26 protein-coding genes are annotated in these 24,959 nt (G+C 60.9%); 4 read left to right on the top strand and 22 right to left on the bottom strand.

Annotation, left to right across the window (positions count from 1 at the left end; genetic code table 11):
• Positions 1-231 precede the first annotated feature (231 nt).
• The 8 genes from murB to CFY91_RS15185 form a co-directional block, all read right to left on the bottom strand.
• Positions 232-1,251 (bottom strand): UDP-N-acetylmuramate dehydrogenase, encoded by a 1,020-nt coding sequence (gene murB, locus CFY91_RS15220; RefSeq protein WP_093987238.1) that lies wholly within the window; start codon positions 1,249-1,251, stop codon positions 232-234.
• Complete coding sequence (locus tag CFY91_RS15215; protein ID WP_093987237.1) at positions 1,248-1,712, bottom strand: low molecular weight protein-tyrosine-phosphatase; 465 nt, start codon at positions 1,710-1,712, stop codon at positions 1,248-1,250. Before CFY91_RS15215 ends, murB begins: the two co-directional genes overlap by 4 nt.
• On the bottom strand, positions 1,712-2,476 hold the full coding sequence (kdsB, locus tag CFY91_RS15210; RefSeq protein ID WP_093987236.1) for a 3-deoxy-manno-octulosonate cytidylyltransferase: 765 nt from the start codon (positions 2,474-2,476) through the stop codon (positions 1,712-1,714). The genes CFY91_RS15215 and kdsB overlap by 1 nt, the downstream gene beginning before the upstream one ends.
• 2 nt (positions 2,477-2,478) lie before the next feature.
• Entirely contained in the window at positions 2,479-2,664 is a 186-nt protein-coding gene (locus tag CFY91_RS15205; RefSeq protein WP_093987235.1) for a Trm112 family protein, read from the bottom strand.
• 37 nt (positions 2,665-2,701) lie between these two features.
• Entirely contained in the window at positions 2,702-3,700 is a 999-nt protein-coding gene (gene lpxK, locus CFY91_RS15200) for a tetraacyldisaccharide 4'-kinase (RefSeq protein WP_093987234.1), read from the bottom strand.
• The gene (locus CFY91_RS15195; RefSeq protein ID WP_093987233.1) at positions 3,697-4,125 is read right to left on the bottom strand and encodes an ExbD/TolR family protein; all 429 of its coding nucleotides are present in this window, start codon (positions 4,123-4,125) and stop codon (positions 3,697-3,699) included. The genes lpxK and CFY91_RS15195 overlap by 4 nt, the downstream gene beginning before the upstream one ends.
• A complete protein-coding gene (locus CFY91_RS15190) occupies positions 4,122-4,793 on the bottom strand; it encodes a MotA/TolQ/ExbB proton channel family protein (RefSeq protein ID WP_093987232.1) in 672 nt (223 codons plus the stop codon). The genes CFY91_RS15195 and CFY91_RS15190 overlap by 4 nt, the downstream gene beginning before the upstream one ends.
• Before the next feature lie 71 nt (positions 4,794-4,864).
• Entirely contained in the window at positions 4,865-7,078 is a 2,214-nt protein-coding gene (locus tag CFY91_RS15185; RefSeq protein ID WP_093987231.1) for a DNA internalization-related competence protein ComEC/Rec2, read from the bottom strand.
• A gap of 150 nt (positions 7,079-7,228) precedes the next feature.
• On the opposite strand from CFY91_RS15185, the gene CFY91_RS15180 reads away from it, so the two are divergent.
• Entirely contained in the window at positions 7,229-7,762 is a 534-nt protein-coding gene (locus CFY91_RS15180) for a DUF2062 domain-containing protein (protein WP_093987230.1), read from the top strand.
• On the opposite strand, the gene CFY91_RS15175 is transcribed toward CFY91_RS15180, so the two are convergent.
• Genes CFY91_RS15175 through CFY91_RS15165 form a run of 3 tightly spaced genes read right to left on the bottom strand, consistent with a single transcriptional unit; the run spans position 7,753 to position 10,932 of the window.
• A complete protein-coding gene (locus CFY91_RS15175) occupies positions 7,753-9,000 on the bottom strand; it encodes a lipoprotein-releasing ABC transporter permease subunit (protein ID WP_093987229.1) in 1,248 nt (415 codons plus the stop codon). The two genes, CFY91_RS15180 and CFY91_RS15175, sit on opposite strands and share 10 nt — an antisense overlap.
• Positions 9,000-9,683 carry a lipoprotein-releasing ABC transporter ATP-binding protein LolD gene (gene lolD, locus CFY91_RS15170; protein WP_093987228.1) on the bottom strand — a complete coding sequence of 228 codons (684 nt, stop codon included), beginning with the start codon at positions 9,681-9,683 and terminating at the stop codon, positions 9,000-9,002. Before lolD ends, CFY91_RS15175 begins: the two co-directional genes overlap by 1 nt.
• On the bottom strand, positions 9,676-10,932 hold the full coding sequence (locus CFY91_RS15165) for a lipoprotein-releasing ABC transporter permease subunit (protein WP_093987227.1): 1,257 nt from the start codon (positions 10,930-10,932) through the stop codon (positions 9,676-9,678). The genes lolD and CFY91_RS15165 overlap by 8 nt, the downstream gene beginning before the upstream one ends.
• 167 nt (positions 10,933-11,099) lie before the next feature.
• Between CFY91_RS15165 and CFY91_RS15160 the strand changes: the two genes are divergently transcribed.
• From CFY91_RS15160 to CFY91_RS15150, 3 genes are read left to right on the top strand one after another with little or no spacing between them, the layout of a single operon-like run.
• Positions 11,100-11,678 (top strand): PilZ domain-containing protein, encoded by a 579-nt coding sequence (locus tag CFY91_RS15160; protein WP_093987226.1) that lies wholly within the window; start codon positions 11,100-11,102, stop codon positions 11,676-11,678.
• A complete protein-coding gene (locus tag CFY91_RS15155; RefSeq protein WP_093987225.1) occupies positions 11,675-11,974 on the top strand; it encodes a phosphodiesterase in 300 nt (99 codons plus the stop codon). Before CFY91_RS15160 ends, CFY91_RS15155 begins: the two co-directional genes overlap by 4 nt.
• Positions 11,971-12,693 carry a glycerophosphodiester phosphodiesterase gene (locus CFY91_RS15150; RefSeq protein ID WP_093987224.1) on the top strand — a complete coding sequence of 241 codons (723 nt, stop codon included), beginning with the start codon at positions 11,971-11,973 and terminating at the stop codon, positions 12,691-12,693. The genes CFY91_RS15155 and CFY91_RS15150 overlap by 4 nt, the downstream gene beginning before the upstream one ends.
• 137 nt (positions 12,694-12,830) lie before the next feature.
• Here CFY91_RS15150 and sthA read toward each other — a convergent pair whose 3' ends face one another.
• From sthA to CFY91_RS15095, 11 genes are all read right to left on the bottom strand, one after another.
• A complete protein-coding gene (gene sthA, locus CFY91_RS15145; protein WP_093987223.1) occupies positions 12,831-14,225 on the bottom strand; it encodes a Si-specific NAD(P)(+) transhydrogenase in 1,395 nt (464 codons plus the stop codon).
• Positions 14,226-14,332: 107 nt separating this feature from the next.
• Positions 14,333-14,560: a (Na+)-NQR maturation NqrM gene (gene nqrM / locus CFY91_RS15140; RefSeq protein WP_093987222.1), complete on the bottom strand. Its 228-nt coding sequence runs from the start codon at positions 14,558-14,560 to the stop codon at positions 14,333-14,335.
• A 2-nt stretch (positions 14,561-14,562) separates the two neighbouring features.
• Complete coding sequence (locus CFY91_RS15135; protein ID WP_093987221.1) at positions 14,563-15,582, bottom strand: FAD:protein FMN transferase; 1,020 nt, start codon at positions 15,580-15,582, stop codon at positions 14,563-14,565.
• Position 15,583: 1 nt separating this feature from the next.
• The gene (nqrF, locus tag CFY91_RS15130) at positions 15,584-16,810 is read right to left on the bottom strand and encodes an NADH:ubiquinone reductase (Na(+)-transporting) subunit F (RefSeq protein WP_093987220.1); all 1,227 of its coding nucleotides are present in this window, start codon (positions 16,808-16,810) and stop codon (positions 15,584-15,586) included.
• A gap of 15 nt (positions 16,811-16,825) precedes the next feature.
• Positions 16,826-17,434, bottom strand: coding sequence for an NADH:ubiquinone reductase (Na(+)-transporting) subunit E (gene nqrE / locus CFY91_RS15125; RefSeq protein ID WP_093987219.1), 609 nt, complete (start codon positions 17,432-17,434; stop codon positions 16,826-16,828).
• Positions 17,434-18,108 (bottom strand): NADH:ubiquinone reductase (Na(+)-transporting) subunit D, encoded by a 675-nt coding sequence (locus tag CFY91_RS15120; RefSeq protein ID WP_170307353.1) that lies wholly within the window; start codon positions 18,106-18,108, stop codon positions 17,434-17,436. The genes nqrE and CFY91_RS15120 overlap by 1 nt, the downstream gene beginning before the upstream one ends.
• Complete coding sequence (locus tag CFY91_RS15115) at positions 18,105-18,875, bottom strand: Na(+)-translocating NADH-quinone reductase subunit C (RefSeq protein WP_093987217.1); 771 nt, start codon at positions 18,873-18,875, stop codon at positions 18,105-18,107. Before CFY91_RS15115 ends, CFY91_RS15120 begins: the two co-directional genes overlap by 4 nt.
• Positions 18,868-20,079: an NADH:ubiquinone reductase (Na(+)-transporting) subunit B gene (locus tag CFY91_RS15110; RefSeq protein WP_093987216.1), complete on the bottom strand. Its 1,212-nt coding sequence runs from the start codon at positions 20,077-20,079 to the stop codon at positions 18,868-18,870. The genes CFY91_RS15115 and CFY91_RS15110 overlap by 8 nt, the downstream gene beginning before the upstream one ends.
• 3 nt (positions 20,080-20,082) lie before the next feature.
• Positions 20,083-21,420, bottom strand: coding sequence for a Na(+)-translocating NADH-quinone reductase subunit A (locus CFY91_RS15105; RefSeq protein WP_093987215.1), 1,338 nt, complete (start codon positions 21,418-21,420; stop codon positions 20,083-20,085).
• Positions 21,421-21,846: 426 nt separating this feature from the next.
• A complete protein-coding gene (locus CFY91_RS15100; protein ID WP_165765339.1) occupies positions 21,847-23,232 on the bottom strand; it encodes an amino acid permease in 1,386 nt (461 codons plus the stop codon).
• A gap of 170 nt (positions 23,233-23,402) precedes the next feature.
• The gene (locus CFY91_RS15095; protein WP_093987213.1) at positions 23,403-24,869 is read right to left on the bottom strand and encodes a glyceraldehyde-3-phosphate dehydrogenase; all 1,467 of its coding nucleotides are present in this window, start codon (positions 24,867-24,869) and stop codon (positions 23,403-23,405) included.
• Between the last annotated feature and the right edge of the window lie 90 nt (positions 24,870-24,959).

Raw genomic sequence — 24,959 nt, 5'->3', positions numbered from 1 at the left:
CGACGGCACCAGAGCCACCGAAGCTACCGAAGCTACCGAAGCTACCGAAGCTACCGAAGCTACCGAAGCTACCGAAGCTACCGAAGCTACCGAAGCTACCGCGATGCTCGAGGCCGACCAGGCACCGCGCAATAGCTGACTACCGTCATCCTGTGCTGCCATAGCGGCACAGGATAGCGGCAACATAAAAAAGGGATGCCAAGGCATCCCTTTTTTATGTCGGACGATCAATCAACGTACGTTGGGTTCGATCTCCAGCTCAACGGCAAAGCGCTGACGAATGTCCGCGCGAATTTTCTCAGCCAGCGCCAGCACCTCGCTACCGCTTGCCCCGCCGTGGTTAACCAAAACCAGAGCCTGCTGTTCATGAACGCCTACCCGGCCTTCGCGATAACCTTTCCAGCCTGCTCGTTCGATCAGCCAGCCGGCCGCCAGCTTGACCTGCCCGACACCCGCCGGATAAGCCACCAGATCGGCATGCTGCTGACGAATCCGCTCGGCCAGAGTAAGCGACACCAGCGGATTCTTGAAAAAGCTCCCGGCATTGCCCAGCTCACGCGGGTCCGGCAACTTCTCACGGCGGATGGCGCACACTGCATCTGCCACGTCCTGCGCATTGGGCTGCTCGATACCCATGACCTGCAGGCGACCACGCAGCGGGCCATAGTCCAGATGCAACGGCGCATGCCGTGCCAGACGCATACGCACACGCAGGATGACCCACTGGCCAGCCTGCTGCTTGAACAGGCTGTCTCGATAGGCAAACCGACAAGCGCCCAGATCGAACTGATGCAGTTCGCCAGTAGCTACATGCAGTGCATCCAGACTGACGAAGTGATCAGCCAGCTCCACGCCATAGGCCCCGATATTCTGCATGGGCGCAGCACCTACAGTACCCGGAATCAGACTGAGGTTCTCCAGACCGACCAGCCCCTGTTGCAGGGTCCACTGTACAAAGTCATGCCAGTTTTCCCCGGCCTGCGCTTCGACCAGGCAGTGTTCGCCGTCATCGTCGACAATGTGCCGGCCACGACTCTGCATATGCATGACCAATGCCTGCTGATCCTGGGTGAGCAGCAGATTGCTGCCACCGCCCAGCACCAGCAGCGGCAGCTCACGCAACAGCGCCAGGCGCAGTGCGGCACGCACCTCATCATCATCGTGCACATGCACCAGGCATTGCGCGCTCGCTGGCAGGCCAAAGGTGTTGTAGCGCAGCAGACTGGCCTGCTCTTCAACCTGCAGGCTCACAAGCGCCCCCGTATATCCGCCAGCAAGCGGTCAGCCGCCTCCTCCAGCAAGTCCAGCACCTGCTCGAAGCCCTCCTCCCCGCCGTAATAGGGGTCCGGCACCTCATGCGGCTGCAAACCATAGCGACGCAGGTAAAGATCCACCTCGGCTGGCGCATGGGCCGGGCACATCGCCTGTAGGTCACGCAGGTTATTGGCATCCATGGCCAGGATCAGCTCGAAACGATGAAAGTCCTCTACCACCACTTGGCGACCGCGCAGCAGTGACAGATCATAACCACGCCGCTGTGCGGCCAGACGGGTGCGCGGGTCTACCGGCTTGCCCTGATGCCAGGCCGCCGTACCCGCCGAGTCCAGAGCAACCTGCGCGGCCAGGCCGGCCTGTTCCAGACGCTGGCGCATGACGCCTTCGGCGGTGGGCGAACGACAAATATTGCCCAGACAGACAAACAGGATGTTCATCAGTCCTCCAGCAGGCGGCGCACGCGGGCCAGGTCCTCGGCGGTATCCACGCCGGCCGGCGGACTTTGCAGCGCATCGGCGACATGAATGCGCACGCCGTTCCACAATGCGCGCAATTGCTCCAGACACTCGGTGTCTTCGAGCCAGCAAGGCCCCCAGGCCACGAAGTCATGCAGAAAGCCTGCACGATAGGCATAGATGCCAATATGTCGGCGATAGGGAATCGCCGCCGGCAACCGCTCGCGGGACACGGCAAAGGCATCACGTGCCCAGGCAATCGGTGCGCGACTGAACGTCAGTGCCAGGCCACTCTTGTCGCTGACCACCTTGACCACGTTAGGATTGAACAGTGCCTGGACATCCTCGATTGGCTCGGCGAGTGTGGCAATCCCGGCCTGCGGGTTGGCTGCCAGGTTGGCGGCTACCTGATCGATCAGCACCGGTGGGATCAGCGGCTCGTCACCCTGTACGTTGACCACGATGGCTTGGTCCGACAGCCCTAGCTGCGCGGCCACCTCAGCCAGCCGGTCGGTACCGGAGTTATGCTCGGCGCGCGTCAGCAGCACCTCGGCACCAAACTGCTGGCAGGCCTCAACGATGCGCGGATCATCAGTGGCCACCACGACGCGCTTCGCGGAACTCTTGCAGGCCTGCTGCCAGACGTGGCGAATCATCGGTTGCCCGGCAATCAACTGTAGCGGCTTGCCAGGCAAACGGCTGGAGGCATAGCGGGCGGGTATCACTACTACGAAGTCGGGCGTCATGCTTACTTGTCCAGACGCTCGTCAACCGACAGGCTACGCGCCTCGCCCTCAAGCATGACCGGAATGCCATCGCGCACCGGAAAAGCCAGGGCGTCAGCCTTGCAGATCAACTCCTGTTGGTCGGCACTCAGTTTGAGCGGCCCCTTGCACAGTGGGCAGGCGAGAATATCGAGCAGTTTGGGATCCATCGGTCACCTCGGGATAAGAGCTGGCCGACGTATCGGCCTAGCGGGGCAGAAGCTGCCGCATGCGCTGTTCCAGCCAGGCCGTGAAGGCCGGCGAAGGCTGGGCATCAACCGCCAGATACCACCAGTTGGGGCGGGCAAAGGCCCGGCACTTGACGGCATCCTTCTCGGTCATCAGCACCGGCAGATCATCGGCAAAAGTCAGTTGCGCCGCACTGTACTGCGCATGATCGGCAAAGGCATGGCAAATCGGCCGCCAGTGTAGCGCTTCGAGGGTGGCGAAGAAACGCTGCGGATTGCCAATCCCCGCCACGGCATGCAGCGCCTGGCCGGCAGGAAAGTGCTGTAACGCCACTCGCTCGCCACTGCACAGGTTGATCAGCGCCGTAGGCTGCAGGGTCAAGGCATAGCCGTGCGGCGAATCGTCCGGCGCGCCGTTATACAGGCAGGCATCGACTTCCTGCAGGCGCTCGGCGGGTTCGCGCAAGGGCCCCGCAGGCAGGCAGCGCCCATTGCCCAGGCCTCGTGCGGCATCAATCAGCACCAGCTCAATATCACGGGCCAGCGCGTAGTGCTGCAGGCCATCGTCACACAGCAGGATATCCACCGCATGCGCCTCCAACAGCGCCTGTACTGCCAGGCTACGTTCTGCAGCGATATACAGGGGCACGCCGGTACGCTGCACAATCAACAAGGGCTCGTCACCGGCCAAGGTCGCGTCCTGCTCGGAGGTGACCTGCCAGGGCGTATACGGTGGCCGAGCTCCGTAGCCGCGACTGACCACGCCGACACGCAGCCCGCGCTGGCGAAGGAAATCGATCAACCAGAGGATCATCGGCGTCTTGCCGGTGCCACCCAAGGTGATATTGCCGACCACCAGCACCGGCACCGGCGCGCGATAGACCGCGCGCCGCCCCTCGCGGAACGCCTTGCGCCGACGGCGCAGCACTTGCCGATAGAGCGCTTCCAGGGGGCGCAACAGGTGCAGGGCCGGGTGCCCGGCATACCAGGCACGCAGCAGGCGCTCAGCAAACTTCACGGCGCTGGCTGCGCCTCGACGGTGGTGATGCGCAGATGGGCAAAGCCGAGCTTGCCGGCCGCATCCATGGCGGTAATGACCGCCTGGTGGGTTGCCTGGGCGTCGGCGCTGATCACCAACGGCAGGCTGTTGTCACCCTGCGACTCGGCCTGCAAGGCAGCCATCAGGGTCTGCAGGTCATGCTGGCGCAGCTGACGACCGTTCAGCGCATAACTGCCATCAGCGCCAATCAGCACTTCCAGCTGCTTGAGCGCTGTCTCCTGAGGCGGGGTACCACTGGCGGCCTCGGGCAGGTCAACCTTGAGCTGGGTTTCCCGGGTGAAGGTCGTGGTCACCACAAAAAACAGCAGCAGAATGAACACGACATCGATCAGCGGTGCCAGGTTGATATCGACGCTCTCCCGCGCCTTGCGTCGGAACTTCACGCCTTGCCGCCCTCTTTGCGCGCCTTGCGCGGTTCACTGGCCGGGGCTTCACCAAGATCCACTTCACGATCGCCCTGCACTACCTCAACCAGCTTGATCGCCTCCTGCTCCATACCGACCACCAGCTCATCGACACGTCGCTGCAGGAAACGATGGAAGAACAGCGCAGGAATACCCACGATCAGGCCGGCTGCCGTAGTAATCAGCGCCTTGGAAATGCCCGCAGCCAAGACCGGAGCGTTGGCCATGCCTCCCCCCATGAAGCCACTGAAGATCTCGATCATGCCCAGCACAGTACCCAGCAAGCCGAGCAGCGGTGCAATGCCAGCGATGGTCCCCAGCGCATTCAGATAACGCTCGAGATCATGAATAACCCTGGCGGCCGCCTCCTCGATGCACTCCTTCATGATCTCGCGACCATGCTTGGAGTTGGCCAGCCCGGCAGCCAGTACTTCGCCCAACGGCGAGCTTTGACGCAGCTCGCGCAGCTTTTGCGTGGTCAATTGCTTTTCACGAATCCACAACCAGACCTGCCCCAGCAGGTGCCCAGGCGCCACCCGACTGGCACGCAGGGTCCACAGCCGCTCGGCGACGATGGCCGCCACCGCAATGGAACACAGAATGATCGGCAGCATCATCCAGCCGCCTGCTTTGACCAGCTCCCACACAGTGGTTATCCCCCTTGGAAAAGTGCCGCAACTCTAGCATAGGGACTCACCAGCGCCGAACGCTGTGTGTCTCATTTTTCCCGCCAGAAACGCTGTTGTTCGCGCAAGCCGCGCGCCGGCTCGCGACGTCCCAAAGCAATCAGCAAGGCGCCCTGCCGGGCGGTATCCCAGGCTTGCACACCCTGCATGAGATAGCGCTGCACCACCTCCTCGTGGGGATGGCCGAAGGTATTGTTCCAGCCGCGGGTAAACAGCACATGACGCGGCCGGGCATGCGCTAGGAACAACGCTGAAGACGACGTACGACTGCCATGATGCGGTGCCAACAGCCAGTCCACCACCCCCGCCTGAGGTCCCGCCAGCCAGGCCTGCTCGGCACGCGCATCGATATCACCGCTGAGCAACAGAACTTCCCCGGCTGCCTCGATGCGCAGGACACAGGACGCCTGATTGCCATCGCGCGCCTGTGCCCACTGCCACTGACTGAAATGCACCCCGTCCCACTGCCAGGTTTGCCAAGTACAAGCTTCGGCCTGGCGCATCAGTCGCAAGCGCCGTGGCTCACCACTGACCAGTTGCAGTACCGGCACACCCTGCAACACAGCAGCGGCACCACCGGCATGATCGTTATCGGCATGACTGATGATGAACCGCTCCAGCTTACGCACGCCCAGCGCACGCAGGCTTGGCAAGACCTGTTGTGCACCGCTGTCGAAGGATACGCTGCGCGGCCCACTGTCGTAGAGCAGGTCATGCTGATGGGTCTGCACCAGCACGGACAAGCCCTGACCGACATCCAGCAGCCAGACACGCGCTTCAGCAACCGGCGGCCGTGCTGGAGTCCAACTGAGCAGCGGCAGCCACAACAGCAATCCTGGCCAGCGTAACGGCACGCCTGCCGGCAGCAACCAGAGCAAGGCCGCCAGGCCGGTTGCCAACAACACCGGCCAGGGCAAGGCCGCAAACGCATGGGCAGCCTGCTGCTCAGCCAGCCACTGCAAGCCCGTGAAGAGCAGTTGCAGCCCCCACCCGGCCAGCCACAGCAGGCCTTCTCCCAGCTCTCCCAGCGGCAGCAGCAAACAACCGAGCAACGCCAGGGGTAGCACCAGCAGACTCACCCAGGGCACCGCCAGTAGGTTGGCTAGCGGGCCACTCAGGCTCACCGGCAGGCCCAGCACCAGTAAAAGCGGCAACAAGCCCAGGGCAATCGCCCACTGTGCCCAGCCCAGGCTGGCCAGCCATGAGCGCGCGCCCAGGCGAGCACTGAAGCACAACAGCAGGATGGCTACTGCGGCAAAGGACAGCCAGAAGCCCGGACGCAAACTCGCCAGTGGTTCGAACAGCAACACCAGACAAAGCGCCAGCAACCAGGGCGTCCAGATACGCAGATGGCGAAAGCGCCAACGCCAAAGCAAGACCAGCGCCAACATCAGACAGGCCCGCTGCACGGGCACGGCAAACCCGGCCAGCCAGCCATAAGCCAGAGCCCCGGACAGCGCCAGCAGACAGGCTGCCGGCAACCAGGGCCAGCGTGCCGGCCAGCAGCCTAGACGTTGCAGGCCAGCCACCAGGCCATATAACAACCCTGCCAACAGACTGATGTGCTGACCGGAAATCACCATCAGGTGCTGGGTACCCGTGGCCTGCAGCACCTGCCACTGCATCGCGGACAGCGCAGCACCATCGCCCACCAACAGGGCGGCCAGTGCGGGGCCCTGCTCCAGGCTGAGCAGGTGCTGGCGCAACTGGTCGCGCCATTGACTGGCGCCTTGCGCCGCCTGTAGGCGATAGCCATGCTTGACCGTACCGGTAGCGCCCAGCCGCTGCGCTAGCAGCCAGGCCTCATAGTCAAAACCCTGCGGATTGAGCTGGCCACGCGGGCGCTTGAGCTTCACCGCCAGCCGCCAATACTCGCCGGCCTGCACGGCGGGCCCGGCATGCCAGGCAACACGCAGGCGTGCCGGTAACTGGGCGCGCCGCGCCTGCACATCCTGCAGTTCAAAGCGCCAGATGCCCTCACGCTGTTGCGGCAAACCAGCCACTCGCCCTTCCAGCCACAGGGTGCGACCATCCAGTTCAGGCGCCAGGCGCTGCTCCAGAGCCTGCCCGGCGCTCAGGCATGCCCAGGTAAAACCCAGCAGCATCCAGCCCAGCGGATAGAGCAGCGTACGCAATAATCCCAGGCCTGCCAGGCCCGCCAACAACAGCCAGGGCCACGAGGGAATTACAGGTAAAACGGGCAGGCACAACAGCCCACCCAGCAAGGCAATACAGGCCAGACGCATCCGTGCGTGTCCTTTTTCTTGATCCTGAGCAGCACCTAACTATGGCTGGCTCGGGCAAACTCGCCAGTCATATGCCCGCACAATTTCGTCACAGCGGAGCTGCCTGCATACGTGCATAATGTGCGCGCTTACGCCTGCCAGAGAGCCTTCATGCCGCGTCGTTTCATCAAGCGCTACATGCCCCATCCAGATCGCATCAAGGGCAACAAGTCACTGCGCTTCCTCGGTGCGCTCATTCACGATCCCAATCTCTGGCATCTGAATCGCCATTCGGTTGCACGAGCCATGGCTATCGGGCTGTTCTGGGCGATGATTCCCATGCCCATGCAGATGCTCGCTGCCGCAGCGCTGGCCATTCCGCTGCGCGCCAACCTGCCGATATCCGTTGGCCTGGTATGGCTGACCAACCCGGTAACCATGCCTCCGGTGTTCTATTGCAGCTATAAGGTCGGCGCTGGCTTGCTAGGCATTCCTTCATTGGCCATGCCGGAAGAAATCACCCTGGGCTGGCTGACGGATGTCCTGCTGACCCACTGGCAGCCGTTATATCTGGGCTCACTGGTGCTGGGCATCGTTCTCGCCGGCACGGCTTACCTGGCAACCCATTACTACTGGCGACGCTGGGTGCGCCGCAACTGGCGCAAGCGCCAGGAACGGCGGCGCCAGCGCAATCCTCACTCGTAACGCAGCGCTTCCGCCGGCTCGGTCTGCGCGGCACGCCACGCCGGGTAAAGCGTAGCCAGGAAACTCAGCGACAAGCCAGCCGCACAGATCAGCGCCACATCAGCCCACTGCAATTGCGAAGGCAGGCTGCTGATGACATAGAGATCCGCTGCAAATACCTGCTGGCCACTCAACTGCTCGAACCAGGCCATCCAGGCGCTCAGATTGAGGGCAGCAATCACCCCCAGCAGTGCACCCACCAGCGTACCCACCGCGCCGATCACGCTACCTTGCACCATGAACACTCGCATCACCTGTCCCGGCGTCATGCCCAGCGTACGCAGGATGGCGATATCCGCACGTTTGTCAGCCACCACCATGATCAGGGTGGCAACGATGTTGAAAGCCGCTACCGCGATGATCAGCATCAGCAGCAGGCCAATCATGGTTTTCTCCATCTGCATGGCGCTGAACAGGCTGCCCTGGGTCTGGCTCCAGTCACGCAACAGATAACCCTCGCCCAACTCACCGGCCAGGCGAGCAGACAGCTCAGGGGCCTCGCGCAGATCACGCAATGCCAGACGCAGGGCAGGTACCTGCCCGGCTTGCAGACCCAGCATCTCGCCACTGTCCTGTACATGTACCAGGCCCATGCTGGCGTCCAGATCAGCCCCCACCTTGAACACCCCAACCAAGGTCAGGCGGTGCAGGCGTGGTGTGATACCGGCGGCTGTCTCGCTGGCCTGCGGAATGATCAGGGTCAGCTTGTCGCCGAGCGCCAGGCGCAGTCGACGCACCGTAAGATGGCCGAGGATCACTCCGTATTCTCCGGCACGCAGCTCTTCCAGGCGACCCGCACGCAGATGAGCGGCCATCTGTGATACCGCCGCCTCATCGGGTGGTGACACGCCGGTAATCTGGATCGGCTGCATGGCCCCCTTGTGCGACAGCATGCCATCGATTTCCGCATAGGGAGCCGTACCGATCACCCGCGGCTCAACGCGCTTGATGCGCTCGGCCAGCGCCTGCCAGTCGGCAATACCAGCGTGCTGGCTGACACTGGCATGTGCCAGGGTACCAAGGATGCGCTTGCTCATTTCCTGCTGGAAACCGTTCATCACCGAGAGCACCACGATCATTGCCAGCACACCCAGTGCCAGCCCGAGCATGGAGGTCAGGGAAATGAAGGAAATGAACTGGTTACGACGCCGCGCACGGGTATAGCGCAAGCCGATGAACAAACTGGCCGGGCGCAACATCAGGCAGCCACCAGCTTGCCGTCCTGCAGGCGCAGCACGCGATCCATACGCGCAGCCAGCTGCACATCATGGGTGACCACCAGGAAAGCCGTATCGAGCGTCTGCGACAACTCCAGCATCAGCGCCTGAATGCTCTCTGCCGTATGCTGGTCCAGGTTACCGGTGGGTTCATCCAGCAAGACCAGCGCTGGCTGGTTGACCAAGGCCCGGGCAATCGCCACCCGCTGGCGCTCACCACCGGACAACTCGGCAGGCTTGTGCGCCAGCCGGTGGCCCAGACCAACACGCTCCAGCAAGGCTGTGGCACGTGCACGCACTTCACTAAGCGGTGCCTGCCCGAGCAGCAATGGCATGGCCACGTTCTCCAGCGCGGTGAACTCAGCCAACAGGTGATGGAACTGGTAGACGAAACCTAGGGCACGGTTGCGCAACAGACCGCGCGCCCGCTCATTGAGGGCCGATAATTCCTCGCCAGCCAGCCATACGCTGCCTCGCGTGGGCGTATCCAAACCGCCCAGCATGTTCAACAGAGTGCTCTTGCCCGAGCCGGAGCTACCGATGATGGCTACCCGTTCGCCAGGCCGCAAACTCAGCTCCACACCATTCAACACCTCGACGCGGGCCGGACCTTCCTCGTAACTCTTGCCCAGATCACGGCACTGCAACACCACCTTGTCATTCATAACGCAACGCCTCCGCAGGCTGGGTGCGCGCCGCACGCCAGGCCGGATACAAAGTAGCCAGGAAACTCAGCAGCAAGGCCGCCGCACACACAATCAGCACATCTGCCAGCTGTACGCGCGACGGCAGGTAATCGATGAAATACACCTCGGCGCTGAGGAAACGCATGCCCAGGCTACGCTCCACCCAGGCGATCAGCGCACTGATATTGAGTGCCGCGAGCACGCCGAGCAGCGCACCCAGCAGTGTGCCAACCACGCCAATGAAGCAACCCTGCACCATGAAGGTGGCAAGAATCTGCCGGGGCGTGGCGCCCAGGGTACGCAGGATGGCGATATCAGCCTTCTTGTCGGTCACCACCATGACCAGTGTCGAGACGATATTGAACGCAGCCACCGCAACAATCAGCAGCAGCAACAGGCCGATCATGGTCTTTTCCATGCGAATGGCCTGGTAAAGGTTGCCATGGCTACGCGTCCAGTCGCGCGCATAGAACTGCTCGCGGCCCAGCTGTTCGACCAACTGCCAAGCGGTTTGCGGTGCCTGGAACAAATCTGCCAGCTGCAGGCGCAGCCCCTGCACCTGATCCGCCTGCCAACGCAGCAAGCGCGCCGCATCCTGGCGGTGCACCAGTGCCACATGGCCGTCGACCTCACCGGCTCCGACATGGAACAGCCCGACCAGGGTAAAACGCTTCATGCGCGGGAACATGCCGGCAGGCGTCAACGCCACCTCGGGCGCCACGAACGTCACCCGGTCGCCCAATTGCAGCCCCAGCCGCTGTGCGGCGGTATCGCCCAATACGATGCCGAACTCGCCGGGCTGCAAGGCCGCCAGGCTGCCCTGCCCTGGCAGGAAAAAGTCCTCGATGATCGATACTCGCGCCTCAAGTGACGGCTCGATGGCGTTGATCAGCACCTTTTGCACCTGACCGTTACCTGTCAGCAGCCCCTGCATCTGCGTAAAGGGCGCACTGGCCAGCACGCCAGGCTGCGACTCCACCTGGCGCGCCAGTCCCTGCCAGTCGCTTAGCGGTTGACCGGCCTCTAGGGTGGCATGTGGCACCATGCCGAGGACACGATGGCGCATCTCGTAGTCGAAGCCATTCATCACCGACAGCACCAGAATCATCACCAGCACACCGAGTGCCAGGCCAATGATCGAGGTCAGTGAAATAAAGGAAACGAAGTGACTACGCCGACGGGCGCGTGTGTAGCGAGCGCCGATGAAAAGGGGCAGCGGTCTGAACATGCTTCGGGAAACTCATCAGAAAGGGAGTCGGCACCATGCCCTGCGAGAGAACGGCGACAATCGCCCGGGCGTCCATGCAAGCTCGGCGATCTTTGCCGAAGGTCCTGCTGGCGAGGGCTGGCAAGCAGCGTTTACACTCGGACCACCGACACTGATCTGGGTTCGCCATGTCCACGCCAGAGGCGGATGACCGCCGCGAATACTACCGTATCGAAGACACCATCGCACTGGATTTCCGCCTGCTCAGCGGCCCGGAAGCCCAGCCCAGCAGCGTGCTCAACGATTCCTCGCCACTGTTCAATCTGCTCAGCGACCTGCACCTGCTGGACTATGAGTCGCAGCACCTGCTGCGCCACATCAGCGAGCGTGACCGCACCCTGGCCAGCTACCTCAAGGTGATCAACAAACGCATCGACCTGCTGGGCCAGGCACTGACGCAAAACCTTCTGCAAGACATCGGCCAGCCCCGCCAGGTAACCCTGTCCGAGGGAGGTGCAGGCTTCATGTGCAATCAGGCACTGGCCGAGGGCAGCCACCTGGCGCTGAAAATGGTACTGATGCCCCAGGCGCTCGGCCTGTTGTTGCGCGCCCAGGTCATCCATTGCCAAGCGCTCGGCGACGGTCAATACGAAGTGGGTACCGAGTTCGAAGCCCTGACCGAAGCGCAGCGCCAACTGCTCGCCCGTCACATATTGCAGAAGCAAGCCTTGCAACGCCGCCAGGCACGCCAGGAAGACAAATCATGAGCCCTCGCCTGTTCCTCTCGCTGAGCCTGCTGATGCCTCTTGCCCCGGCCTGCGCGGAAACCTTGCTGATCCCCCTGGGCAACCAGGCGCAACCTGCCCTGCGCGAAAGCCTGCCGCGCCTGGGAGAAAGCCAGCGCAGCGTACTCGAGCGCTTCGGCCTGCCCGACCATGAACATCCTGCGGTTGGCCAGCCGCCCATTACCCGCTGGGACTATCGCGAGTTTTCGGTGTATTTCGAATACCGCCATGTCATCCGCAGCGTTGCCCATCACCGCCCCACAGCGAGCCAGCCATGACCTTGCTATATGGCCACCGCGGTGCGCGTGGTGAGGCGCCGGAAAATACCCTGGCCAGTTTTCAGCGCTGTCTGGCACAGGGGGTTACCCGCTGCGAACTGGACCTGCACCTGTCCCGCGACGGGCAACTGATGGTCATTCACGACCCGACCCTGCGCCGCACCACAGGACGCCGAGGCAAAGTCAGCCACTATGATGCGGCTGAACTACAGCACATGGATGCACGCCATGGCGGCCCTTCCTGGCCACAACCCTGCCCGATCCCAACACTCGCCGAGCTGTTCGAGCAGTGCGCCTTCGAACACTGGCAACTGGAGGTCAAGAGCGCTTCGCGAACGGGTTCGGCACGCCTGGTGCGGGCCATTGCCGCACTCTGCCAGCAATACGGACTGGTCGAGCACGTGACCTTAACGTCCAGTTCGCTGACGGTACTCAAGGCCGCCCGGGAGTTGGCCCCTGAGCTGCAACGCGGCCTGGTCGCCGAGCGCGCCTGGCTGGAACCAGTGCGCGTGGCGCAGCGCATGGGCTGCTCACTGCTTGCCCTGAACTGGCAACTGTGCAGCCCGCAACGCCTACAGCGGGCGCAGCGGGCCGGACTGCATGTCTCGGCATGGACGGTTAACCAGCCCTTGCTCATGCAGCGCCTGGCTGCACTGGGCGTAGACAGCCTGATTAGCGACTTCCCTGGCCTGGCCCGCCAGGTCATTGGCAGCCCCTGAATGCATAAAGGCGCAACCCCAGGTCGCGCCTTTATATCGGCCTGCGGGCTACAGGCTTTCCCGATTCGGCCAGGACCAGCGGGACAGCCACTGCAGCACATCCTCCCCGGCCGGCTCAGGCCGCCAGCCGGAGCCGCTCAAAAAAGCCGATTGAGCCCATCAAACGCCGCTACCCGATAGGCTTCAGCCATGGTCGGGTAGTTGAAGGTGGTATTGACGAAGTACTTCAGCGAATTGGCTTCGCCTGGCTGGTTCATGATCGCCTGGCCAATATGCACGATCTCCGAGGCCTGGTAGCCAAAGCAGTGCACACCCAGCACTTGCAAGGTTTCCCGATGGAAGAGGATCTTCAGCATGCCCACCGGCTCAACGGCAATCTGCGCACGGGCCATACCCTTGAAGAAGGCCTTACCTACTTCATAAGGCACCTTGGCCTGGGTCAGCTCACGCTCGGTCTTGCCGATTGAGCTGATCTCCGGAATGGTATAGATACCGGTCGGCACGTCATCGACAAAACGCCAACTGTCATTCTCGACGATACTGCCCGCGGCCGAGCGCCCCTGGTCATAGGCGGCACTGGCCAGGCTCGGCCAGCCAATCACATCGCCGGCGGCGTAGATATTGCTGACTTCGGTACGGTAATGCTGGTCAACTTTGATCTGCCCACGGCTGTTGACTTCGATACCGATATTCTCCAGTGCCAGCGAGTCAGTATTGCCGGTCCGGCCGTTGCACCAGAGCAATGCATCGGCCTTGATCTTCTTGCCCGACTTCAGGTGCAGCACGACACCGTTTTCCACCCCCTCGATACGTTCGTACTCCTCGTTGTGACGGATGATCACATTGGAGTTGCGCAGGTGATAGCTCAACGCATCGGAGATCTCATCATCCAGGAAGCTAAGCAGCTGATCGCGGTTGTCGATCAGGTCGATCAGCACGCCAAGCCCGCTGAAGATGGAGGCATATTCGCAACCAATCACCCCGGCACCATAGATGATCATGCGCCGCGGGGTATGGCTAAGCGTCAGGATGGTATCGCTGTCATAGATACGCGGGTGAGTGAAATCGATATCTGCCGGCCGGTAGGGACGTGATCCGGTAGCGATGACGATTTGCTTGGCGACCAAGCGCTCAACCACGCCATTGAGACAAACCACCTCGATACTGTGCTCATCGGCAAAACTGGCGGTTCCGAAAAAACTGTCGATCCGGTTACGCGCGTAGTAGCCGGTGCGCGAGGCCACCTGCTTGCTGATCACCCGCTCGGCACTTTTCAATACATCCGGAAAGGAAAACCAACGTGGCTCACCAATCTGGCGAAATAGCGGGTTGGTATTGTATTGCATGATCTGTCGCACAGAGTGGCGCAAGGCCTTGGAGGGAATGGTACCGAGGTGCGTGCAGTTGCCACCGACCAGCGGACGGTTGTCCACCACCGCCACCTTGCGCCCTGCCTTGGCGGCATTCATCGCCGCCCCCTCGCCCGCCGGGCCAGTCCCCAGCACCACTACATCGTAGTTATAGACAGCCATGCTTACTCCTTGGGGAAATGCCGGGCGCCTTGTGGGCACAAGCCAGGCATCGCCTGATTGTTATAGGTAGCTGCTGCCAGGCTACGCCGGCAGACAGCCGGGCGCCATTAGCGCTTGGTCGCGTCGTAGGCCTGAGCCTCCGGCTGCGCGGATTTGTCGCGATTCACTTCTTCACACTTCTCACGCACGCCGCCGCAAATCGAGCACTCCTTTTCGATGCCCAGATTGGCGATCCCACCACAGGAACCGGCGATCGGCTTGCGCCCCATGATCACGCCGACCGCCATGGCCAGCACCACCAGCAGCATAAACAAAAAAACCAGTAGCCAGGTCATGCTCAGTTCTCCTCTGTAGCGAAGCGTTGGGTAAACACACTACTCGCCTGTGAGACAAACTCACCCTTGACGCGACTGACGAACAACGCCGCCAGTTGTTCCTTCTCCGCATAGGCCAGGCCTTGCTCCGGCCCCAGCACCATGAGCAGGGTAGACAGGCCATCGGCTTGCAACGCCGACTCATGCAGCACGGTGACCGCCGCCAGGGCATGGCTCACCGGATGTCCGGTACGCGGGTCGAGGGTATGCGACAGTCGCACACCGTTTTCCTCGTAGTAATTGCGGTAGTCACCTGAAGTCGACACCGACCAACCGTCGATGTTCAGTACCTGCTGGGCCACCTGGCGATCCTCGCGCGGTGCTTCGACACCGATACGCCAGGAAGAACCATCGGGCTTATGACCACGGGCCTGCAACTCGCCGGTAATTTCCACCAGATAGTTGTGAATACCCTGGCTACGCAGGTAGGCAGATACCTGATCAACGGCATAACCGGCGGCAATGCTGTTGAACTCCAGTTGCAGGTCAATATCCTTGCACAGCTGCTCACCCTCGATACGCACATGCTGCAAGCCAATCTGTTGCAGAACACCGGCAATCGCTGCCGCATCCGGCACCTGCTGGCCACGCGACTGCGGGCCGAAGCCCCATAGATTGAGCAAAGGCTCCAGGGTCAGGTCGAACGCTCCTGCGCTGCGTTGCGCCAGGCTCTGCCCGAAGGCGGTCAGCTGCACAACGCTTGGCGGCATAGCCAGGCACTGCCCTGCTGGCAACGCATTGAAGCGCTGCAGGTCGGAGTCGCTACGGTAGGTAGACACTTGTCGATCAAGCGTGGAAAGAATGTCGTCGACCGCGGCACGCACCTCCCCGACCGTCGGCGCCTGCGAACTGCGCACGTATTTGATCGAGTAGGTACTGCCCATGGTCGGCCCGGCAAACTGCTCCAGGGTGTCGGAGCAGCCTGCCAGGGTTGCCGCCGTCAGGACGACGGCAGCGAGAGGGCCAAACCAGCGTGGGAACATGTCAGCCGCCGAAGTCGTCCAGCAGAATGTTCTCGCGCTCTACACCCAGGTCCAGCAACATCTTGATGACCGCTGCGTTCATCATGGGCGGGCCGCACATGTAGAACTCGCAATCTTCCGGTGCCGGATGATCACGCAGGTAGTTCTCGTACAGCACGTTGTGGATGAAACCAGTCAGACCATTCCAGTTGTCCTCGGGCTGCGGATCAGACAGCGCCAAATGCCACTTGAAGTTGTCGTTCTCGGCCTGCAGCTGGTCATATTCCTCGACATAGAACGCTTCGCGCATGGAGCGCGCACCGTACCAGAAGCTGATCTTACGCTTGGATTTCAAACGCTTGAGCTGGTCGAAGATGTGCGAACGCATCGGCGCCATACCGGCACCGCCACCAATGAACACCATCTCGTTGTCGGTATCCTTGGCAAAGAACTCACCAAAGGGACCGTACACAGTGATCTTGTCGCCCGGTTTGAGGCTGAACACATAAGACGACATCTTGCCCGGCGGAATCTCATCCTTGCCGGGGGGCGGCGAAGCAATACGGATATTGAACTTGACCAGGCCGCGCTCTTCCGGATAGTTCGCCATCGAGTAGGCACGAATCACCGTCTCGTCGACTTTGGACACGTAGCGCCACATGTTGAACTTGTCCCAGTCGCCGCGGTATTCCGGCTGGATATCGAAGTCCTTGTAGTTGACCACATGCGGCGGGCACTCCAGCTGCACATAACCACCGGCGCGGAAGTCGACGTTCTCGCCTTCCGGCAGCTTGAGAGTCAGCTCCTTGATGAAGGTGGCCACGTTGGGGTTGGATTCCACCGTGCATTCCCACTTCTTCACGCCGAAGACTTCTTCCGGCACCTCGATCTTCATGTTCTGCTTGACCGGGGTCTGACAGGACAGGCGCCAGCCGGCCTTGGCCTCGCGCTTGGTGAAGTGCGACTCCTCGGTCGGCAGCATTTCGCCACCACCCGACTCGACTACGCACTTGCACTGCGCGCAGGTACCGCCACCACCACAGGCAGAAGACAGGAAGATGCTGTTATCTGCCAGGGTCTGCAGCAGCTTACCCCCCGCAGGAACAGTAATGGTTTTTTCGCCATTGATCTCGATGGTCACATCACCACTGGATACCAGCTTGGCACGTGCAACCAGGATCACCAGCACCAACGCCAGGACAATGGCGGTGAACATGCCGATGGCAAGAAAAATTTCAAAGTTGATCATATGCTCACCCGTTCCTTACAGCTGCACGCCGGAGAAGGACATGAAGCCCAGCGACATCAGGCCGATGGTGATGAAGGTGATGCCCAACCCCTGAAGGCCATCAGGCACATCGCTGTACTTCAACTTTTCACGAATGCCAGCCAGCAAGGCAATGGCCAGCGCCCACGAAAAGCCGGAGCCGACACCGTAGACGACACTCTCGGAAAGGTTGTAGTCCCGTTCGACCATGAACAACGTGCCACCCATGATGGCGCAGTTCACGGTGATCAGCGGCAGGAAAACACCCAAGGCGTTGTACAGCGAGGGCACGTACTTATCCAGGAGCATTTCCATGATCTGTACGATCGCCGCGATCACCCCGATATAGCTGAGCAAACCGAGGAAGGACAGATCGACTTCCGGCAGACCTGCCCAGGCCAGGGCGCCATCCTTGAGCAGATAGGCATAGATCAGGTTGTTGGCAGGCACGGTAATGGTTTGCACCACGACAACCGCAATGCCCAGGCCAATCGCTGTTTCGACCTTCTTGGAAATGGCGATGAAGGTACACATGCCCAGGAAGAAGGCCAGCGCCATGTTCTCAATGAACACTGCCTTCACGAACAGGCTAATGTAATGTTCCATTAGTAAGCCTCCTTATCCGAGACATGCGGTGCCATGCGGAAAGCCGGCTTTTCCAGTTGATCCTTTTTCCAGCTGCGCAATGCCCAGATGATCAGGCCAATCAGGAAGAACGCCGAAGGTGGCAACAGCAACAGACCATTGGGCTGATACCAGCCACCATCATTGACTACCGGGATGATCTCGTAGCCCAGCAGCTTGCCGGCGCCAAACAGCTCACGCACGGTTCCCAGCACGATCAACATGGCACTGTAGCCCAGACCGTTACCGATACCGTCGAAGAACGACAGTACCGGCGGGTTCTGCATGGCAAAGGCTTCAGCACGGCCCATCACGATGCAGTTGGTGATGATCAGGCCGACGAAGACCGACAGCTGTTTGGACAGCGAGTAGGCATAGGCCTTGAGCACCTGATCAACCACGATCACCAATGAAGCGATGATCACCATCTGCACGATCATGCGGATCGAGCTGGGGATCTGGCTGCGGATCATCGAGATGAACAGGTTGGAGAAGCCGGTCACCAGGGTCAGCGCTAGCGACATCACCAGTGCTGTCTTGAGGTTGGAGGTAACCGCCAGAGCGGAACAGATACCGAGAATCTGCAGGCCGATCGGGTTGTTGTTGAAAATCGGATTAAGCAGAACTTCCTTGATGGTTGGTTGCGACATGATCAAGCCTCCCCTGCACGCAGATGGGCGATGAAGGGACCGAAGCCGCTCTGGCCAAGCCAGAACTGCAACAGATTGTGGACACCATTACTGGTCAACGTGGCCCCGGCCAGGGAGTCCACCTGGTGGTCACCCTGAGCCCCCTTGACAACGCCAACGGCCAGTTTGCCATCGGCATCGAACAGGGTCTTGCCAGGCCACAGGCCCTTCCACTTCGGATTGTCTACTTCGCCGCCCAGGCCGGGAGTTTCCCCATGCTGGTAGAAACCCATGCCAACCACGGTATTCAGATCACCCTTGATGGCCATGAAACCGTACAGGGTCGACCACAGCCCATAGCCACGCACCGGCAGAATCAGCGTTTCCAGCTGACCGTCTTTCTCTACCATGTAAACCGTGCTGTAGCGTTCCTGACGCTTGATACCGGCAATATCCTCACCACCCGGAAGAACCTTGGACAGTTTGGGATCCTTGGCTGCCTTGAGCGGGTCGAAGGTCGCAACGTTTTGTGCGTCGCTGAACTTACCCGTCTGCAGGTCGACAATGCGGGCCTTGATGCTGCTCTTGTACAGCGCCTTGACCTCGCGTGCCGACATCCCCGGCTGACCGAGGCCAGCGATGCTGAGGATACTGCGCTGCTTGTCGAGGACACGGTTCTCGATTTGTGTCGGTTTCAGGGCAATGGCCGCGCCGGCGACGAATACCGAGCACACCAGGCACACCAGAACCGCCACCGTCAGCGTACGGACGGTGGATTCTTTTTGACTAGACATTGCGTGCCAGCCTCCGCTTGATATTGGCCTGAATGACGAAATGGTCGATCAGCGGGGCAAACAGGTTGGCGAACAGAATCGCCAGCATCATGCCCTCGGGGAAGGCCGGGTTGACCACACGGATCAATACCACCATCACCCCGATCAGTGCGCCGAAGAACCACTTGCCGGTATTGGTCATGGACGCCGACACCGGATCAGTGGCCATGAAGATCATGCCGAAGGCGAAACCGCCGACGACCAGGTGCCAATACCAGGGCATGGCGAACATCGGATTGCTGTCGGAGCCGATCAGGTTGAACAGCGTCGACAGCCCCACCATGCCAATCATCACCCCGGCGACAATGCGCCAGGCCGCGATACGGGTCAGCAGCAGGAAGAAACCACCGATAAGAATGGCCAACGTGCTGGTCTCACCCATCGAGCCCTGCACGGTACCGATGAACGCCTGGCTCCAGCTGATGCCTTGGCCAATCACGTTCTCGATACCCCCCGCCGCAGCCAGGCTCAGCGCAGTAGCGCCAGCAAAGCCGTCGACGGCCGTCCATACCATGTCACCGGACATCTGCGCCGGGTAGGCAAAGAACAGGAAGGCACGACCCGTAAGGGCCGGGTTGAGGAAGTTCTTGCCGGTACCACCAAACACTTCCTTGCCGATCACCACGCCGAAGCTGATGCCCAGCGCTACCTGCCACAGCGGAATGCTCGGCGGCAGAATCAGGGCAAACAGGATCGAGGTTACGAAGAAACCTTCGTTGACTTCGTGCTTGCGAATCGAGGCAAACAAGACTTCCCAGAAACCACCCACGATAAACGCCGTCAGGTACACCGGCAGGAAGTAGGCAGCACCCTGGATCAGGTTGTCCCACAGGCTGCCGGCATCGAATCCTGCCAGCGCACCGACCAGGCCGAAGCGCCAGCCGTCCTGTGCCGCCAACAACTCGGGATTACTGGCAAAGATGCTGTTGGCCTGGAAGCCGATGTTCCACATACCGAAGAACATCGCCGGGAAGGTACACAACCAAACGGTAATCATCATGCGCTTGAGGTCAATGCCGTCACGCACATGGGCCGTTGTCTTGGTTACGCTACCCGGACGATAGAAGAAGGTATCGACGGCTTCGTAGAGCGCATACCAGTTCTGGTACTTGCCCCCCTTCTCGAAGTTGTGTTCGATCTTGTCGAGGAACTGACGAATCCCCATGGCTTAACCCTCCTTCTCGATACGGGTGAGGTTGTCACGCAGGATCGGACCGTACTCGTACTTGCCTGCACAGACGTAGCTGCACAGGGCCAGGTCTTCCTCATCCAGCTCAAGGCAGCCAAGCTTCTGGGCCATCTCGGTATCGCCGACGATCAGCAGGCGCAGCAACTGGGTGGGCAGGATGTCCAGCGGCATGACTTTTTCATAGTTACCCACCGGCACCATGGCACGCGGACTGCCATTGGTCGTGGTGGTAAAGTCGAAGCGCTTGCCGCCCATCAGTTTGGAAACGAACACGTTGAGTACCGAGTGTTTGTTCACACCGGCACGCAGGTAATGCAGCATCTCGCGATCATTGCCTTCAGCCAGGCAACTGACCTGCTGGTGATAGCGCCCCAGATAGGCAAAAGCACCACGAGCATTGCGACCGCCAAACACCGAACCGGAAATCACCCGGTTGTTACCCAGCTTAAGCTCACCGGCGGTCAGCTCGTTCAGGCAGGCGCCCAGACGGGTACGCAGCAAACGCGGCTGCTCAACCACCGGACCACCCAGAGCCACTACGCGCTCAACAGAGAGCTGACCGGTAGTAAAGAGTTTGCCGACAGCGATGACGTCCTGATAGCCAATGCTCCAGACCGTTTTATTGGCACTCACCGGATCTAGGAAATGGATATGTGTGCCAGCCAGGCCGGCCGGGTGCGGACCGGCAAAGCTCTCGGTCTTGACCTGCGACAGATTCTCACCGGGCAGTGCGGCGCCAGGCGCCTTGCACAGGAAAACCCGCGCCAGGCGACTCAGCACCTTGAGACCCTGCTCGAAAGCCTCGGCCTGTTCGGCAATCACCAATGCCGGATCAGCGGCCAGCGGATGGGTGTCGATGGCGGTCACAAAGATCGAACTGGGCACCGCATCGACTGCCGGCACCTTGCTGTAGGGGCGCGTGCGCAGCGCCGTCCACAGGCCGGACTGCTGCAGGTTGTCGCGCACAGCCTGAGCATCCAGGGTATCCAGTTGCGCAGCGCTATAGCTGGCAAAGGTTTCCTGCTCATCGCCATCTAGGTCGATCACCACGGACTGCAGAACACGCTGCTGGCCACGATGAATAGCACTCACCACGCCCGCACCGGGCGCCGTGAAGACCACGCCGGGATTTTTCTTGTCGGAGAATAGAACCTGGCCGAGTTTAACCCGGTCACCTACCTGCACGTTCATGGTTGGCTTCATACCGTGATAGTCGAAGCCGACAATGGCCACGCTACGTACCGGCCGAGCGGCCTCGATACGCTGCGCGGGCGTGCCGGTGATAGGCAGGTCCAAACCACGCTTGATTGTTATCATAGGGTTCGCCTAATCACTGTTGTGAACTTTTCCCGGGTCAGGTCGTCGCTTGCATGTTGGCAAGGGCGCATCCTGACGGGATGACACCACAGACAACCGCGGGACCCGGAGCAAAAAACCCTCGGATTATAGAGGCGGGCACCCTAACTGGCCACCCGAGACAGTGCTTTTTCTGCCCGAAAAGACAGACTCGCCGGAAGGTTCAAGCCCTTTATGTGCGACATATTGTCATCCCCATAACAGACAAAGCGCCCACCAGGGAATGATCCAAATCATGCCTATCAAAGATCTTGCTGCATTTCGCCAGAGACCAGGCTAGCGCAGCAATACCGAGGAATTTGAGCCCCACGCAACACGCGCGAAAACGCCCCGCACAGACGACGGGGCGTTCATCCGCACAAGGCGGATCAAGCCTTGCAACGCGCTTCAGGCAGTACCGCGACGCTGCCGCAGCCAGTAACAAAAACCGAGCAGCAGCAGCCAGAGCGGAATGGCATAGACCGACAGGTGGATTCCGGGAATCTGCAGCATCACCCAGAGGATCAGCCCCACGAACGCCAGACACAGGTAGTTGGCAAAGGGATACCAAAACGCCCGGAAGTGCGGACGCACACCCTGCGCCTGCAGCGTTTTGCGAAACTTCAGGTGCGACAGACTGATCATCGCCCAGTTGATCACCAGCGAAGCGACCACCAGCGCCATGAGCATCTCCAGAGCCTGTTGCGGTGCCAGGTAGTTGACCACTACGCACAGCAGGGTAATCAACGCCGATACACCCAGCGCCAGCACCGGGACCCCACGGCGGTTGACCTTCATCAGCGACCTGGGTGCGTCACCCTGCTCGGCCAGCGCATACAGCATGCGACTATTGCAGTACACACCACTGTTGTAGACCGACAGTGCCGCCGTCAGCACCACGAAGTTGAGCAGATGCGCCGCCGTATCACTGCCAATCAGCGAGAAGATCTGCACGAACGGACTGCCGCTGTAGGGATCGCCCGCTGCGCCCAGGGTTTCCAGCAACTGATCCCAGGGATAGAGCATCAGCAGCACGCTGAGCGCTCCGATATAGAAAATCAGAATCCGCCAGATCACCTGATTGATCGCCTTGGGAATGACCTTGCGCGGCTCTTCGGCTTCTGCCGCAGTAATCCCCACCAACTCCAAGCCGCCGAAGGAGAACATGATGATCGCCAGGACCATCAGCAGGCCCTGCCAGCCATTGGGGAAGAAACCGCCATGCGCCCACAGGTTACTGACTGCCGCCTGCTCGCCACCCTTACCGGAAACCAGCAGGAACACCCCCAGCAGGATCATGCCAATGATCGCCACTACCTTGATCAGCGCGAACCAGAACTCGGTTTCGCCAAACACCTTCACATTGGTCAGGTTGATGGCATTGATCAGCACGAAGAAGGCCGCCGCGGTCGCCCAGGTAGGAATCTCTGGCCACCAGAACTGCACGTACTTACCCACCGCCGTCAGCTCGGCCATGCCTACCAGCACATAAAGCACCCAGTAGTTCCAACCGGACAGAAAGCCGGCGTAGCCGCCCCAGTACTTATGCGCAAAGTGACTGAAAGAACCGGCGACCGGCTCTTCGACGATCATTTCACCCAGTTGACGCATGATCAGGAAGGCGATGAAACCGGCAATCGCATAGCCAAGAATCATCGAAGGCCCGGCCGAACGCAGCACGCCGGCAGAGCCGAGAAACAGCCCGGTGCCAATCGCGCCACCCAGGGCGATCAGCTGGATATGGCGATTCTGCAAGCCGCGCTTGAGCTCGCCACCCTGCATGGAAGTATCCATTGTCAGTACCTGTAGAACCTGGCACGGGTAGTGCCCGGTGAAAAACCGCTCCCTTGGGGATCACCCACGAGAGACCTCAACGAAAAACGGGAGCCGCAGCCCCCGTTTCTTTTCACGCCAGCCAGGGGCCGCACAACCGCCGAAGCAGGTTAGCCGCCCCTGCCAGACACTCAGCGCGGGAAGGCCGGCGGGTTGACCCCAGCCATGTCTTCCATCACGCGTACCACCTGGCAACTGTAGCCGAACTCGTTGTCGTACCACACGTAGAGCACCACGCGATTGTCGTTGGCAATGGTGGCTTCGGCATCGACCACACCGGCGTGACGCGAGCCGACGAAGTCGGTGGATACCACTTCCTGCGAGCTGACGAAGTCGATCTGCTTCTGCAGATCCGAGTGCATGGCCATCTGGCGCAAGTACTCGTTGATCTCTTCGCGAGTGCAGGCCTTCTCCAGGTTCAGGTTGAGAATGGCCATGGACACGTTCGGCGTCGGCACGCGAATGGCGTTGCCGGTCAGCTTGCCTTTCAGCACCGGCAGGGCCTTGGCAGCGGCAGTAGCAGCACCGGTCTCGGTGATCACCATGTTCAGCGCGGCGCTGCGGCCACGACGACTGCCCTTGTGGAAGTTGTCGATCAGGTTCTGGTCGTTGGTGTACGAGTGAACGGTTTCGACATGACCGTTGACGATACCGTACTGGTCATTCACCGCCTTGAGCACCGGCACGATGGCGTTGGTGGTGCAGGACGCCGCGGAGATGATCTTGTCATCGGCGCTGATATCGCCATGGTTGATGCCATGCACGATGTTCTTCAGCGCGCCCTTGCCCGGAGCGGTGAGCACCACGCGGTCGATACCCGGGCACTTCAGGTGCTGGCCCAGGCCCTCGGCGTCACGCCATTTGCCGGTGTTGTCGACCAGCAGGGCATTGTTGATGCCGTACTGGGTGTAGTCGATGGACGCCGGATCGTTGGAGTAGATCACCTGGATCAGGTTGCCGTTGGCGGTAATGGTGTTGCTGGCTTCATCGATGGTGATGGTGCCGTTGAACGGACCATGTACCGAATCACGACGCAGCAGGCTGGCACGCTTGACCAGATCATTCTCGGCGCCTTTGCGCACCACGATGGCGCGCAGACGCAGGCCGTCGCCACCACCGGTCTTCTCGACCAGAATGCGCGCCAGCAGGCGACCAATACGACCGAAGCCGTAAAGCACCACATCGGTACCCTGACGCTTGTTCACGCCTTGCTGACCGACCACGACAGCCAGTTCGTCCTTGACGAACTGCTCGACGCTGCGGCCATTGCCCTCGGCCTTGAACTTGCCGGCCAGCTTGCCCAGGTCGACCGAAGCAGCACCCAGCTTGAGTTCGCTCATCGCCTTGAGCATCGGGAAGGTGTCATGCACCGACAGCTCAGCCTGATCAGCCAGGCGATGACGGGCGAAGCGATGCGCCTTGAGGATATCGATAACCGAACGGTTGATCAGGCCACGGCCGTAGATCGAGGTCACCACATTGTTATTGCGGTACAGCTGGCCAATCAGCGGAATCATCGCTTCAGCAAGCGCTTCACGATCGATCCATTCACCGAGACACTGGTCGGGCTTCTGAGTCACGGGCAATACCTTCCACATGTAGGGGCTGAAAAAAGGGGCTACATTATGCCCGCACCCATACCTGCCGGGCAATCCGCTGCGCCAGACGGCACGCTGCCCGTGCGCCAC

The organism is Pseudomonas fluvialis, from assembly GCF_002234375.1.
In the GTDB taxonomy this organism is placed as follows: Bacteria; Pseudomonadota; Gammaproteobacteria; order Pseudomonadales; family Pseudomonadaceae; genus Aquipseudomonas; species Aquipseudomonas fluvialis.
Note: the sequence above shows the minus strand (reverse complement) of the source record. Positions and strands in the feature narration are given on the sequence as shown.

What these genes read in the sequence shown, in the direction of transcription:
- CFY91_RS15175 (WP_093987229.1), bottom strand. Translation starts at nt 9,000, where the DNA reads ATGTTGCGCCCGGCCAGTTTGTTCATCGGCTTGCGCTATACCCGTGCG.
- CFY91_RS15180 (WP_093987230.1), top strand. Translation starts at nt 7,229, where the DNA reads ATGCCGCGTCGTTTCATCAAGCGCTACATGCCCCATCCAGATCGCATC.
- nqrF (WP_093987220.1), bottom strand. Translation starts at nt 16,810, where the DNA reads ATGATCAACTTTGAAATTTTTCTTGCCATCGGCATGTTCACCGCCATT.
- CFY91_RS15135 (WP_093987221.1), bottom strand. Translation starts at nt 15,582, where the DNA reads ATGTTCCCACGCTGGTTTGGCCCTCTCGCTGCCGTCGTCCTGACGGCG.
- kdsB (WP_093987236.1), bottom strand. Translation starts at nt 2,476, where the DNA reads ATGACGCCCGACTTCGTAGTAGTGATACCCGCCCGCTATGCCTCCAGC.
- CFY91_RS15100 (WP_165765339.1), bottom strand. Translation starts at nt 23,232, where the DNA reads ATGGATACTTCCATGCAGGGTGGCGAGCTCAAGCGCGGCTTGCAGAAT.
- nqrE (WP_093987219.1), bottom strand. Translation starts at nt 17,434, where the DNA reads ATGGAACATTACATTAGCCTGTTCGTGAAGGCAGTGTTCATTGAGAAC.
- CFY91_RS15160 (WP_093987226.1), top strand. Translation starts at nt 11,100, where the DNA reads ATGTCCACGCCAGAGGCGGATGACCGCCGCGAATACTACCGTATCGAA.
- CFY91_RS15155 (WP_093987225.1), top strand. Translation starts at nt 11,675, where the DNA reads ATGAGCCCTCGCCTGTTCCTCTCGCTGAGCCTGCTGATGCCTCTTGCC.
- nqrM (WP_093987222.1), bottom strand. Translation starts at nt 14,560, where the DNA reads ATGACCTGGCTACTGGTTTTTTTGTTTATGCTGCTGGTGGTGCTGGCC.
- CFY91_RS15150 (WP_093987224.1), top strand. Translation starts at nt 11,971, where the DNA reads ATGACCTTGCTATATGGCCACCGCGGTGCGCGTGGTGAGGCGCCGGAA.
- CFY91_RS15115 (WP_093987217.1), bottom strand. Translation starts at nt 18,875, where the DNA reads ATGTCTAGTCAAAAAGAATCCACCGTCCGTACGCTGACGGTGGCGGTT.
- lolD (WP_093987228.1), bottom strand. Translation starts at nt 9,683, where the DNA reads ATGAATGACAAGGTGGTGTTGCAGTGCCGTGATCTGGGCAAGAGTTAC.
- sthA (WP_093987223.1), bottom strand. Translation starts at nt 14,225, where the DNA reads ATGGCTGTCTATAACTACGATGTAGTGGTGCTGGGGACTGGCCCGGCG.
- CFY91_RS15215 (WP_093987237.1), bottom strand. Translation starts at nt 1,712, where the DNA reads ATGAACATCCTGTTTGTCTGTCTGGGCAATATTTGTCGTTCGCCCACC.
- CFY91_RS15095 (WP_093987213.1), bottom strand. Translation starts at nt 24,869, where the DNA reads ATGTGGAAGGTATTGCCCGTGACTCAGAAGCCCGACCAGTGTCTCGGT.
- CFY91_RS15185 (WP_093987231.1), bottom strand. Translation starts at nt 7,078, where the DNA reads ATGCGTCTGGCCTGTATTGCCTTGCTGGGTGGGCTGTTGTGCCTGCCC.
- CFY91_RS15205 (WP_093987235.1), bottom strand. Translation starts at nt 2,664, where the DNA reads ATGGATCCCAAACTGCTCGATATTCTCGCCTGCCCACTGTGCAAGGGG.
- CFY91_RS15110 (WP_093987216.1), bottom strand. Translation starts at nt 20,079, where the DNA reads ATGGGGATTCGTCAGTTCCTCGACAAGATCGAACACAACTTCGAGAAG.
- CFY91_RS15105 (WP_093987215.1), bottom strand. Translation starts at nt 21,420, where the DNA reads ATGATAACAATCAAGCGTGGTTTGGACCTGCCTATCACCGGCACGCCC.
- CFY91_RS15165 (WP_093987227.1), bottom strand. Translation starts at nt 10,932, where the DNA reads ATGTTCAGACCGCTGCCCCTTTTCATCGGCGCTCGCTACACACGCGCC.